The sequence below is a fragment of the Desulforhopalus sp. IMCC35007 genome (assembly GCF_005116575.1).
In the GTDB taxonomy this organism is placed as follows: Bacteria; Desulfobacterota; Desulfobulbia; order Desulfobulbales; family Desulfocapsaceae; genus Desulforhopalus_A.
Window position 1 is genome coordinate 19,686 of sequence record NZ_SWCN01000030.1, and the last position, 13,046, is coordinate 32,731.

Annotated in this window: 11 protein-coding genes; 4 read left to right on the forward strand and 7 right to left on the reverse strand. The window is 47.2% G+C overall.

Annotated elements, in window-relative coordinates:
- Positions 1–17: 17 nt before the first annotated feature.
- The 3 genes from FCL48_RS21885 (at position 18) to FCL48_RS21895 (ending at position 2,994) form a co-directional block, all read left to right on the forward strand.
- Complete coding sequence (locus FCL48_RS21885; RefSeq protein WP_136875696.1) at positions 18–1,001, forward strand: TRAP transporter substrate-binding protein; 984 nt, start codon at positions 18–20, stop codon at positions 999–1,001.
- Positions 1,002–1,101: 100 nt separating this feature from the next.
- On the forward strand, positions 1,102–1,689 hold the full coding sequence (locus FCL48_RS21890; protein ID WP_136875698.1) for a TRAP transporter small permease: 588 nt from the start codon (positions 1,102–1,104) through the stop codon (positions 1,687–1,689).
- Positions 1,690–1,692: 3 nt separating this feature from the next.
- The gene (locus FCL48_RS21895) at positions 1,693–2,994 is read left to right on the forward strand and encodes a TRAP transporter large permease (protein ID WP_136875700.1); all 1,302 of its coding nucleotides are present in this window, start codon (positions 1,693–1,695) and stop codon (positions 2,992–2,994) included.
- 119 nt (positions 2,995–3,113) lie between these two features.
- Here the strand turns inward: FCL48_RS21895 and FCL48_RS21900 are convergent, their stop codons facing one another.
- Positions 3,114–3,650 (reverse strand): winged helix DNA-binding protein, encoded by a 537-nt coding sequence (locus tag FCL48_RS21900; protein WP_136875702.1) that lies wholly within the window; start codon positions 3,648–3,650, stop codon positions 3,114–3,116.
- A gap of 79 nt (positions 3,651–3,729) precedes the next feature.
- A complete protein-coding gene (gene cimA, locus FCL48_RS21905; RefSeq protein WP_136875704.1) occupies positions 3,730–5,340 on the reverse strand; it encodes a citramalate synthase in 1,611 nt (536 codons plus the stop codon).
- 1,151 nt (positions 5,341–6,491) lie between these two features.
- Here cimA and FCL48_RS21910 point away from each other — a divergent pair.
- Complete coding sequence (locus tag FCL48_RS21910) at positions 6,492–7,202, forward strand: FadR/GntR family transcriptional regulator (RefSeq protein ID WP_136875706.1); 711 nt, start codon at positions 6,492–6,494, stop codon at positions 7,200–7,202.
- A 469-nt stretch (positions 7,203–7,671) separates the two neighbouring features.
- Here FCL48_RS21910 and FCL48_RS21915 read toward each other — a convergent pair whose 3' ends face one another.
- The 5 genes from FCL48_RS21915 to FCL48_RS21935 form a co-directional block, all read right to left on the reverse strand.
- Positions 7,672–9,006 carry a TRAP transporter large permease subunit gene (locus FCL48_RS21915; protein ID WP_136875708.1) on the reverse strand — a complete coding sequence of 445 codons (1,335 nt, stop codon included), beginning with the start codon at positions 9,004–9,006 and terminating at the stop codon, positions 7,672–7,674.
- The gene (locus FCL48_RS21920; protein WP_136875710.1) at positions 9,003–9,542 is read right to left on the reverse strand and encodes a TRAP transporter small permease subunit; all 540 of its coding nucleotides are present in this window, start codon (positions 9,540–9,542) and stop codon (positions 9,003–9,005) included. The genes FCL48_RS21915 and FCL48_RS21920 overlap by 4 nt, the downstream gene beginning before the upstream one ends.
- A 153-nt stretch (positions 9,543–9,695) precedes the next feature.
- The gene (locus tag FCL48_RS21925; protein WP_136875711.1) at positions 9,696–10,772 is read right to left on the reverse strand and encodes a TRAP transporter substrate-binding protein; all 1,077 of its coding nucleotides are present in this window, start codon (positions 10,770–10,772) and stop codon (positions 9,696–9,698) included.
- Between the two features lie 200 nt (positions 10,773–10,972).
- Positions 10,973–11,863: an arginase gene (gene rocF, locus FCL48_RS21930; RefSeq protein WP_136875713.1), complete on the reverse strand. Its 891-nt coding sequence runs from the start codon at positions 11,861–11,863 to the stop codon at positions 10,973–10,975.
- 7 nt (positions 11,864–11,870) lie between these two features.
- Positions 11,871–12,959: a hypothetical protein gene (locus tag FCL48_RS21935; RefSeq protein WP_136875715.1), complete on the reverse strand. Its 1,089-nt coding sequence runs from the start codon at positions 12,957–12,959 to the stop codon at positions 11,871–11,873.
- Between the last annotated feature and the right edge of the window lie 87 nt (positions 12,960–13,046).

Genomic DNA, 13,046 nt, shown 5'->3' on the forward strand with positions numbered 1-13,046 from the left:
ACAAAAGGGGTGTACGCATGAAGATAGGAAGAGTCTTGTTATCAACGCTGGCTGGTGTAACTGTGGGCCTGGGGATAAACTGTATTGCTATGGCTGCAACCTGGGATATGCCAACGCCGTATCCGGATAAAACCTTTCATACCGAAAATATTGCTGCCTTTGCAAACGAAGTTGCTGAGGCCACAGGCGGAGAATTAAAGATAAACATCCATTCCGCCGGTTCTCTTTTTAAACATCCTGAAATTAAAAACGCAGTCCGTGGCGGACAGGTGCCCATTGGGGAATTTTTTCTGTCATTGCTCTCCAATGAAAACCCGGTGTTTGGGGCAGACTCCCAGCCGTTTCTGGCAACAAATTATGATGAAGCCAAAAGTCTCTGGGAAGCCCAGCGTCCCATCGTGACCACGCTTCTCGATAAAGAGGGGCTCATGCCGCTATTTTCTGTTCCGTGGCCTCCCCAGGGCTTGTATACCAAAAAAGAAATCAAAACGGTGGCTGATCTCAAAGGCATAAAGTTTAGAGCCTACAATGCCACACTTGAGTTGTTTGCAAATAAAATCGGTGCCGCACCAACCCAGGTAGAAGTACCTGATATTCCGCAGGCATTTACTACAGGTCGGGTTGAGGCCATGGTCACCTCTCCGTCGACGGGGGCCAATTCAAAGGCCTGGGATTTTGTGACCCATTACACCGATATACAGGCCTGGTTGCCAAAAAATATCGTCGTGGTCAGTAAAAAGGCTTTTAGAAAACTGGATAAGAAGACCCAGGATGTCGTGTTAGAAGCAGCAAAGGCGGCTGAGGTCAGAGGCTGGGAGATGAGCAAGAAAGAAACCGCTGAAAAGACGGCTATTCTGAAAGAAAATGGCATCGTTGTTGTGACGCCGAGTGCTGAATTGATGGCAGGACTCAAGGAGATTGGCGCGGAAATGACTGTCGACTGGAAAGCGTCGGCCGGTGCTGAGGGTGCGGAGTTGTTAAAGGTTTATCAGGGCAAATAATTATTTGGCTTGGTTCTTCGGGTATAGATGAAGAAGGTGGTACGTACTGCTGCCTTCTTTTTTCTTTAAGATATTCTCGTTGGGTTTACAGGGAGACGGAATGCGATACTGGCTGGATGCCTTGTATAAGTCGAGCTGCTGGATGGCTGCTGCCTCAATTGGTGCCATATGTCTGCTGGTAGTTTCTCAGGTTGTGCTGAATATAATCGATCGCCTCAGCACGCTTCTGCATGGAAGTGCAATAGGGTTGACAATCCCGTCCTATTCTGATTTTACAGGATTTTTGCTTGCAGCCGCCTCTTTTATGTCCCTTGCCTATACCCTGCGGCAAGGGGCGCACATCCGTGTTGTTCTTGTCCTGAGCCAGTTGCCGAAAAAATTGCGCCACTTCACTGAAATCTGCTGTGTAGCATTTGCTTTTAGTGTTTCACTCTATTTCAGCTGGTATACGGCAAAGCTTACCCTTGAATCCTATAGCTATAATGATCTGTCGCCTGGAATGATTGCTGTACCCATCTGGATTCCCCAGTCGTTCATGCTGCTTGGTCTGATTATTCTCTCCATCGCTCTTTTAGATGAACTGGTTACGGTTCTCCGTGGTGGGGTGCCAAGCTATGAAGATAGGGGAGAAAGGCTGCTCGACAAAGATGAGACGACTGTGGGTCTTGACGTTACGGGGGAGTTATAGGTTATGTCTGAGATATTTCTTACGCTGATACTTCTTCTGTTGCTCTTTTTTCTCCTTGCAGGCGGGGTCTGGGTTGCATTTTCCCTCATGGCGGTTGGCATGGCCGCTTTGGCCTTATTTTCAGATGCGCCCCTTGGCGAGGTTATGGCCACCACGGTATGGGGGGCAAGTAACGGCTGGGCTCTTGCTGCGCTGCCGCTTTTTATCTGGATGGGTGAGATACTTTTTCGCTCCAGGCTCTCTGAGGATATGTTTACAGGTTTATCCCCATGGCTTACCCATCTGCCAGGTAGACTCCTTCATGTAAATATTCTTGGTTGTGGAATCTTTGCGGCAGTTTCAGGTTCATCCGCCGCAACGGCTGCAACCATCGGGAAGATGTCTATACCTGAACTTGCAAGACGGGGCTATCCGCAATCGATGATGCTTGGGACCCTCGCGGGCTCAGCCACCCTCGGCCTGCTCATCCCTCCCTCGATTATTCTCATCGTCTATGGTGTTGCGACAGAACAGTCCATTGCCAGGTTGTTTATTGCAGGCGTACTGCCTGGATGTATGCTGGTTACCCTGTTTATTGGCTATGTGGTCGTCTGGTCGCTGTTTCACAAAGATGCCATTCCTGCAGGGGAAGAACATTTCACCCTGGCAGAAAAACTCAACCGATCAAAAAGCCTTATTCCCGTATTACTGCTCATCTTAGGAGTGATCGGGTCTATTTATTCAGGTATTGCCTCGCCGACTGATGCTGCTGCCGTAGGTGTAGTGCTTGCCCTGGTTCTTTCCTGGTATACAGGTTCTCTAAGCAAAGAGAATTTTCTCGATAGTCTGATGGGGGCAACCAAAACCTCATCAATGATCGCCTTTATTCTTGCTGGAGCGGCCTTTTTGACGGTGGCCATGGGCTTTACAGGTATTCCGAAAATGCTTGCAAGCTGGATCGGAGCGATGCATTTATCACCTTATGCCCTGCTTGGAGCGTTGACCCTGTTTTTTATTGTGATGGGTTGTTTTCTCGATGGAATCTCGGTTGTGGTCCTGACAACCTCTGTCATTATGCCTATGATCGAACAGGCGGGAATTGACCCTCTCTGGTTTGGTATCTTTGTGGTGATCGTGGTGGAAATGGCGCAGATTACGCCACCTGTGGGATTTAATCTTTTTGTTATTCAAGGGTTAACTGGGGTGGATATACTCAAAGTTGCCCTGGCCGCACTGCCATTTTTTCTCCTGTTACTGCTGGGGCTTGGCCTGATTGTCTTTATCCCTCAGATTGTAACCCTGTTGCCAAATATGATGGGGAGTTAATAATTGACTGAATGTCAATAAATCTACGCAACGTTCTTTACTTTTGTTGAGATGTTCTACGGGGCCGACTTGCCTGGAGTCTTTCTGCTATGGTTGCTTTTTCCTTTAGAAACAGATTGTTAAAGGGACGTTGCGGCGCGTGACGCCTGATCGTAGAGCCCAGACATTAAGCGCAGGAGAGCTGCAGCATGACTCATTTCCGAACCTTCCTGAATGAGTTTTCTGTACGCTGAAGTGAGGCATTTCTCTCGTATCTCTCTATACTTGCCGCACGCATCCTGGCCTTTTTGAGTGGCGGTATAATAGATTTCTTTGCCACGTTTTTCTCTTGCTACAAGCCCCCCCTTTACCAGCTTTTTCAGGGCATAATTGACCGTGTGCTGGTCTTCTACGTGGAGGACAAAGCAGATGTCGACGAGACGTTTCTGTCTTTTGCGATGGTTGACATTATGCAGTACCAGAACGTCAAGGGCGCTGAAGTCCGGGTATCCTGCAGCGTGCATACAGCGGACCATCCAGCGGGTAAACCCGTGGTGGGCGACGATCATCCCGTATTCGAATTCACTGAGGGGCCATGAGTCAGGTGAAGTCAGATGTTCCGAGGAAACTATGGGGGCAAAGGAGAGATCTCTTGGTGTATCCTGTTCGTCACTCATAATATCTATCCTCTGTCCATACTGTATTCTGGTTTTAGGCGCGCTATGATGTCAACAGATTCGGAGACACCCACAACAATCAGCCCCTTTGGCGGTCACTTTTATTATCTTCTTTCATGAGTTTGTAGGAGATGGAGTCGATGAGTGCCTGCCAACTCGCTTCAATAATGTTCACCGAGACACCTACGGTACCCCAGTTGCATACATCGTCTTTACTTTCAATAAGGACCCGGACCCTTGCGTGGGTGCCATGTTCTCCAGTTAAGACCCGTACTTTATAATCGGTAAGCTCCATCTCTTCCAGGCAGGGATAATAGCCGACTAAGGCTTTGCGGATGGCGGCGTCAAGGGCATTAACAGGTCCGTCGCCCATGGCAGCAGTGTGAACTTCATTGCCGCCGATGAAAAGGCGGATGGTTGCCTCGGTCAGAGGCGGCTTATCCATTCTGTATTTATGGTTCATCACTCGAAAGCTTTCAAACCTGAAATAGTTCCGCTGTAGGCCCATGGCCCTGCGCATCAGCAGTTCAAAGCTTGCCTCTGCACCTTCGTATTGATAGCCCTGGTTCTCCAGTTCTTTTAATTCAGCAATAATGGTCGAAAGAACAGGGTCATTTGCTTCAAGTTTGAGATTCCACTTTTTTGCTTTATGAAGGATGTTGGATCGTCCGCTCTGGTCTGAGATCAGTATCCTTCTGAAATTCCCTACCTTGTCTGGAGTGATATGTTCATAGGTGAGGGGATTTTTTTTAACCGCACTCACATGGATTCCACCTTTGTGGGCAAAGGCGGATTCCCCCACGTAGGGCTGATACCGATTATGCGGCAGGTTGGCGAGTTCGTTGATCAGGCGCGATGTGGAGTGGAGGCGGTCTATATGTTTGCGGACCTCACAGTCTACCCCGAGTTTAAAAACGAGAGCTGGAATAATGGAAGTGAGGTTGGCATTACCACAGCGCTCGCCAAAGCCGTTCACCGTGCCCTGAACCTGACTTACTTTTGAGTTGGATACGGCGATCAGTGAGTTTGCTACCGCTGTCTCAGAGTCATTATGGGCGTGTATCCCAATCTTAGTATCTTTTCCCTGGGCATTGAGATAGGAGTGGACCTTATCTATGATGGGCGGAAGTTCATGGGGTAAGGTACCGCCATTGGTATCGCAGAGTATAAGAGTTTCGGCGCCACCATCTACCGCGGCAGCCAGTGTTTGCAGGGCGAAATCTTCATTGGCCTTAAAACCGTCAAAAAAGTGCTCAGCATCGTAGAACAGGTGGTCGACTTTTGGACGGAGGAAGGCAAGAGTGTCCTGGATAATCTGTAAATTATCCTCAAGTTTAATGTCAAGTGCGTCTTCTACGTGGATATCCCAGCTCTTGCCAAAAATGGTTATTACAGGGGTATCTGCTGCAATCAGGGCGAGAAGGTTTGGGTCTTTTTCCGGCTTGTTGCGAAAATGTCTTGTTGAACCAAAGGCGGCAAGTTGAGCATGTCTGAGGGTGAGGCTGCGCACCTTGGTAAAATATTCTGCTGAAATGGGGTTTGAGCCGGGCCAGCCACCTTCAATGTAGTCAATTCCAAGTTTGTCGAGAGCCACTGTAATGCGGATCTTGTCGTCAACCGAGAGATTGAAGTTCTCAGCCTGAGTACCGTCGCGGAGTGTTGTATCGTATAGTTCAACAGTATGGGTCATCTTCTTCCTTTAAAGCTGGAATAAAATATCAGTGTAAAAATGAAAGCGGGGAATTTCTCTTCATCTCCTGTTGTCATTTTCTTGTATGCATCTCTACCGGATCAATAACATTTTTTAGATGTAATTATCAGGGTATCAGGCCTTTTTCCGTAGATAAAGTGAACTCTTCGGCAAACAGAAGAATAAGCTGCGGAAGGTAAAATACCCTTACTACATTATGAACAGAAATTTCTGATAATAAAAGAGTTGAAAAGAAAAAGCAAAACCTTAAATGAGCGCAAGAGAGGGCATCTCTAATACAATTGTTCCCCCTGAACTGAATTTTTTGAGCAGCAATTTTCTCGATTCACTGAAAAATTATTGGCAGTCGGTCTTGTGTTCTTTGTGTATAAAGAAGTCTCAGCGGAGGTTACGCTCTTCACCCTTTTGGGCTCGGCTTTTCGGGAGGGGCCTGCACTGTTCAAGCCTGTCAGGGTTTGCTGTACTTGAGGCAGCTTCTGGAGGGTCGCAGGGAGTGTGAAAGTGACTGAGAAAAGTTTCCTCTGTAATGCCTCTTTTGATCCTGATTATGAGTATGGCATTTATGGGTGCCAATATTTGTCTTATGCCTCATAATGATAATAACCTGTTGATAGGTAAGTTGGTAATACCAAAATTTAGATCGGCCGAAGTCTGTCCCAAGAATAAACTTGCTCCCGTTTTGAATCTTTGATAATTAATGGGCTTCATGGGTTTTTCTTCGGGGAAATGTAAGTTTTATTAAAAATGTAAATTGCACGCCAAATGGTAATACCAATACGGAGGATGGTGTTTGTCTCATTATTCATTTTGTAAAATGGATATTACGTTTTGCCATTTTTCCTACCTGCACAACCCATTGCGCTGAATGAGTGGGAAAGATAAAAACCAACAAAAATAGCTGTATTGTCGTAGAGTAAAAGTTGTTTTGTGGTATAATTGCAGGGGTGGAATCAATTGTTTGATCGAATTGAGTTGCATTTACGTGGTCTTTTGCTAACCTATGCAAAGTGACCTTTTTTATAAGGGAGAAGATGTGTGCAATTAACGGGGAATTGCACAATGTACGATGGTCGGACCTTTTTTATTTGAGGCTAAGATCGGAACCATTGTCAACTTTAGCGTGTTAGGTAATGATGAATTTTAAACCAATTAGGCCAAAACGTATTTCGGATCAAGTATTTGAACAGATTCGCGAGTTGATTTATAAGGGGGAGTTTAAACCTGGCCAGCAAATTTTGCCGGAACGTGAACTTGCCCTTTCAATGGCTGTGAGCCGAACTTCTGTAAGAAACGCCATCAATAAACTCGTCATCATGGGGTTGCTTGAGCACCGCCAAGGGCAGGGAACTTTTGTGAGCTCTCCTGAACGCCGAGAAGGCAATCCCCTGGCAGCGGTTATGGCGACCGATGAGGCTACGCTGGATGACCTCCTTGAAGTTCGCATGGGGCTTGAATGTAACGCAGCAATGCTTGCCGCACAGAGGGCTACGGAAACCGACATTATTGCCATCAGAAAGAGTCTTCGTGAGATGGAAGAGGACTTGGAAAACACTGATAAAATTGGAACAGAACCAGATGCTGCATTCCATATGGCGGTCACATTTTCCACCAAGAATCCTGTTCTGATTCATCTCATGCGAAACTTCTATGATTTTCTCTTTGTGGGAATTAAAAAGAACCTGACCCATATGTATTTGGACCGAGATGCACTCGAAGATGTTATCGTGCATCACAAAGAGATCTTTGCCGCAATAGAAAGCAGAGCCCCGCAGGAAGCCTTTGCCGCCATGCGGAATCATATCCGTTATGTGCAGGAATACTTCAAAAATAGAAATAGCTGAATTTGGATGTACGTCATCCTGAAAGACCTGTTTTTCTCTAGTACAGCTGAGTTTTATGGCAGCCACTGTCTCTTCTTTTTTGTAAAAAAGTAAGCTGTCTCAAGGCCCTTCTCTTTGCCGGTTGCTGTTTTTTTACCTGGAATACAAAAGCCCCGTTTGTGTCTCGTCACAAATGGGGCTTTTTTTTATGGTATGGGAAGTTGTTGGTTTCTTTGCTGAGCCCAAATTTCTCATGAGCCTTTTGATTACAAACCCAAGGACATGTAGAAATTGTCTATCACAGAAAACAATGTGTTTTTCGTTTCAAATCAACAGCTCACCCTTTAGGTTACTAGATTTTTCCGCAGGTGCAGCGCTACAAGCCGTTTGCGGTAATGCACGACAGCGAAATGGCTTGTGTATCGGTCAGCGAAAAACTGTATTGATGAGGGATCCGGGTGACCCGGAAAATTTAATTTTTCCTGATCAATCATTGGCTAAAACCATAGAATGTGGGGAAGAAAATAATGGAGGCCAGGACCAGTATCTGGATTGCGATAAAGGGTATGACCCCACGATAAAGATCCACAGTGCTCACCTCAGGTGGACAGACCCCCTTGAGATAAAAGAGAGAGAAACCAAAAGGTGGGGTGAGAAAAGACGTTTGCAGGTTCATGGCAATCAGGATGGCGAACCAGAGCGGGTTGAGGCCGATTGCCTCTGCTATCGGAAGCAGAATTGGCACAACAATGTACGAGATCTCGATAAAGTCGATGAAAAAACCGAGCACCAGAATAGCCAGCATCGAGAGGAAGAGGAATGTCCATTTCTGGCCTGGAAGATTGGTGAGGGTTTCTTCAACAATATAATCTGCACCACTGTAGACAAAGACCATTGAAAAGGCGGTGGCTCCAATGAGGATTGCAAAAACCATGGCGGTTATTTTCACTGTCTCCAACGCCGCTTCATCAACAATTCTCCAGCTCAGTTTTCTGTACATACCGGCAAGTACGACAGCCCCGACACTTCCTACAGAGGCAGACTCTGTCGGGGTTGCGATTCCGGCAAAGATTGAACCAAGAACTAAAACGATCAGGGTCAGAGGTGGGATGATGGCAAAAACGGCACGTTTAATGTTCCCGGCACGGGTTCCTTCGTGGGGAGGGAGAGGAGGAGCAACCTCTTTGTTGAGGAAGGCCCAGATGAGTATATAGATGATATATAAGGCAACGAGAATAAGGCCGGGAGCAAATGCGGCCTGAAAAAGATCCCCTACTGGTTGCTGGAAAACATCCCCAAGAATGATAAGGACGATGGAGGGGGGAATGATCTGGCCCAGGGTACCTGCTGCACAGATTGTACCTGTAGCAAGTTTCTTGGAATAGCCGTATTTGAGCATAACAGGGAGGGAAATAACGCCCATGGCGACAACTGAGGCTCCAACAACGCCGGTGGATGCGGCAAGTAGGGCTCCTACCAGGACGGTACTTACCGCAACACCACCACGGACCTTACCGAAAAGAGTTCCCATGGCCTCAAGCAATCGTTCTGCGAGTTCTGATTTTTGCAGGATGATTCCCATGAAGATAAAAAGTGGAATCGCCATCAGGATGGTGTTGTTCATGATCGAATAGATGCGAAAAGGCATCATGGAAAACATCTGAAAAAACTCTTCCGCTACGGGCACAAAGGCAAGGTTGGGTGCAAGTTCGATAATTGCAGCGAAAATCCCAAAAAATATTGAAACAGATCCGAAGGTAAAAGCGACAGGATAGCCAATGGTCAGCATAGCCAGCGCTGCAAAAAACATGACAATACCAATCATTTGCCCACCTCATTGTCTATTGTGAGCTGGGATCTGTTCTCACGTCTTAATATATTGATGTTTTTAACGGTGTAACCAACTGAGCTGAAAATGAGTACCAGAAAGGCAACGGGGATCATGGCCTTGATCAACCACCTGAAGGGAAGACCACCCGGATCTTCGGATATTTCCCCGATCTGGTATGCGTCTGTAACGAAACCAAATGATCCAAATAAGATGAGAAGAGCAAGGGGAAGGAGAAAGAGCAGGGTGCCGATGATATTAATAATTGCTTTTCGTTTTTCGGAGTATCTGTCGTAGAGAAAATCGACCCGAACATGACCCTCGTCTAAAAGAGCAACAGAGACACCAAAGAGAATGAGGATAGAAAAAAGATGCCACTCCATCTCCTGCATCCCTACAGAACTGTTATGAAAAGTGTAGCGCATGATTACGTCAAAAAAAACATTGAGCGTCATCAAAAGAAGCACCACAGTGAGAATTTTGCCTAAAATGCGGTTTACCCGCATGAAAAACTGTTCAACTTTGATTAACATACCTCTGCTCCTGCCGCATTTCCCAGTGTTTGTGCTTGCCAAGTGGTAAACCTCAGTGAAAAACATCCGGACAAATAATGAATAAAAAGACACCGCCCCACCACAGTATGAGTGGAAGGGCGGTGATTGTTACATGCATATTAATGGGTCTCTTTACTCGGACACCATTTCTGAGGTCTGTAAATAATATTGGGTGGACATTTTGGTCCATTCACGAGCTTTGGCCATGTAGGCTTTTTGAGACTCGTATACTTCTTTGAAGTCGGCATTTTCAGCAGCGTAGCCTTCCATTACTTCGTCGGTGGCCTTCTTCATCGCCTGCAGTACTTCTTTAGGGAAGATTTTTACTTTAATATTAGGAAATTCTTCTTTGATCTGCGCCCATGCCTCTGCACTCATATTGAAGTTATCAAAGTACATGTCAGCAGAAACGGCTTGCATGGCGGTTTTGAGAACTGTCTGATATTCAACGGGAAGTTTGTCGAACTCTTTCTTATTGATTAAAAACTGCATATCTGAAGCTGGCTCATGCCACCCCGCATAATAGTACGGTGCAACCTTATGAAAGCCCATTTTGATGTCCATACCTGGGCCTACCCACTCAAGGGCATCGATGGTACCGCGGTCAAGGGCGGTATAGAGTTCGCCAGGTGCAATATTGGTCACGTTGACTCCAAGCTTTGCGAAAACCTCACCCGCAAGCCCTGGGATTCGCATTTTAAGACCTTTCAAATCTTCCAGGGAATTGATTTCTTTGCGAAACCAGCCACCCATCTGAACACCGGTGTTACCACCGGGAAAGGAGTAGATGTTGAATTTGTCAAAGGTCTTCTGTTGCAGAGCCATGCCGTCGCCATAATAAAGCCATGATCCCTGCTCGGCGGCGGTCATGCCAAATGGTATGGTTGTAAAAAATACGGAGGTGATATCCTTGCCTTTCCAGTAGTAGGCTGCGGAGTGGCCCATTTCGTACTGGCCTCCGTTTACCATATCAAGGATACCAAGAGCTGCCTTGTGTTTTTCTGCACCTTCAACCCGGATAGTGAAATTACCGCCGGTCATTTCTTCAACCATTTTGGCAAGCTTAGGCGCTGGCGAGGCCAGTGGGGTAAGAGTACTTGACCAGGTCATTGCAAGTTTCCAGCGGACTTTTTTTTGGGCGGCCATTGCGGGTGTGGCTATCATAGTCATAGCTGCAAACACCAAGGCTATTTTCCCGACACGTTTCATATTCTCCTCCAAGACTAAGATAAATGTGTTCCCTGTAGTGGGGTGGGTTACCTTCTGTTGTGATAATTTAACCACACAGCAGGTAAAATGGGTACTGAGACAGAATATATGTAATACGTTGATAAAATTTAGGCAATACTATAAAGGTACGGCTTTCTGCAGGGTTGGAAAATATGTAAGACCCGTCTCTTTGCTTAACTTTATATAATTTTTTTCCCAAAAAGCGAGGCGAGAAGATTTACGGCCATCTGGGCTGTCCGGTTCTGGATATCAAGAATTGGATTAATTTCCATGATATCAACGGAGTGAAGCTTGCCCGTGTCTGCAAGAATTTCCATAACCAATTGTCCTTCCCGGTAGGTAAGACCACCTTGAGATGGTGTTCCTACGCCTGGAGCATCCAGGGGATCCATGACGTCGACGTCAAAACTGATATGAATTTTTTTCAGATGATGGAGGATCTTGAGTGCTTCTGTCAGGACAGCCCTGATTCCAAGCTCGTCGACATCACGCATGGTAAAGACGATGCAGCCTGATTTTTTGATGAGAACCTTTTCTTCCGCATCAAGATCTCGAAGACCTATCATGACAGTGTGGGCGGCCTTCACCTTTGGTCCGGGCCTCCCCACGTTGACAAGCTCTGCAGGACCGTGTCCGAGCAGGGTCGCAAGTGCCATGCCGTGGACGTTCTGACTGTGTGATGTCTCGGGGGTATTGAAATCTCCGTGGGCATCAATCCAGATCAGACCCACATCACAATCATGGGTGACTCCCCCAACGGTACCAATGGATGCGGAATGATCACCACCGAGGAAAATGGGAATTTCACCCGCTTCAATGGCATGGCGTCCGAGTTCGTAGGCACTTTCACAGGCTTTTTGTATAAGGGGCAGTCGTTTTTCAATGGAGGCGTCCGGCAGGGCATAGTGGCCTGGAATGGTGATATCTCCACTGTCGAGGCATTTGTATCCCAGGGCCTCGAGATTTTTGGAAAGGTTCGCGTAACGGACGGCACTGGGGCCCATATCGACGCCCCGGTGGTTCTGCCCAAGATCCATGGGCACACCGATAATGCGGATTTGTTTTTTCATCAGCGACCTAATTTTTGAGGTGGTTCCAGAGGTTGACGATAAAGTCCTGGACGTTGGTCAGAATAGCCTGGGCCTGGGCCGAGCCCCTGTTTGCCAGTTTGTCTGCGCTAAACTCGGACATGTCTACAACATAAAAGTAGACCGGACGAACCGTGCCGTCTTCCAGCACTTTGTAGCCGGGAGTCATGTTGCCAAAGGCAATGGAGTGCAGCTGGGTGGCCATAGTGATCACCGTGGTTGCCTTCCTCGCATGGCTGCGCATAAGGTCTTGGGAAGTATAGACATTTCCAACGGTTTCAGGAAGAGGTCCATCGTCCCGGATCGAGCCGGCGAGGACATAAGGCACGTTGTTTTTCTCGCAGGCGTACATGATCCCGTTATCGATTCCGAGGGTCTTGATGGCTTTTTTTATCGATCCGGCCTTTCTGACCTGATTGAGGATGTCCAGATGGTTGTAATGGCCCATGGGCTGGAGGGTCTGGGTGTAAATATTCTGTCCAAGCCCTGTGTTGTAAATGGCGGCTTCAATATCATGGGTGGCCAGAGCATTGCCGGCCATCAGGCCATGGCAGTAGCCATTTTCGATGAGTCCCTGCATGGCCGCCCTTGAGTCCTTGTCGAAGGCAACCGCAGGACCGAGGACCCAGACTATGTGACCGTGATCGCGATCGTGTTTCAGAATCTCATAAAGGGCGTCGTAGGAGTAGGAAAAAGGGGTTTCCCGGGTGCCTCTGGAGCGAAAGGAAAATTTATCTTCATTGGCCCTTGTCTGCATAAAACCGGTGTTGTGAACAAGTATACCCTCTTCGCCATTTTCCGTTCTGCCGGTCACGACCAGGTCGCCAGCCCTGAGATTTCTTGCCTCAACCACATCCACAGTGCAGTCTTTGACGACAAAGACGGCATCCATACGGCTCTCCGGGGCAAGGGCCCAGAGGTTGTCTTTTACTTTGATGTATTCTGGGTGGTTGGATGTGGCGTGATAGTTATCCGGGGCAATTCCGTCTGCCGGGGCTGGTTCCAGGGTCGCAAGGGGACTCTTTTTTAAGTGATCCTGTTCAAAATCTGGCGGGGTGAAGACGGCAATCAGGCTCATGAGTGACCTCGAGGTTTAAATTTGGTGGACTGTATACAATTGACAACAATTATATGGAGTACTGAAGAAATTGCAACGGTTGTTCGC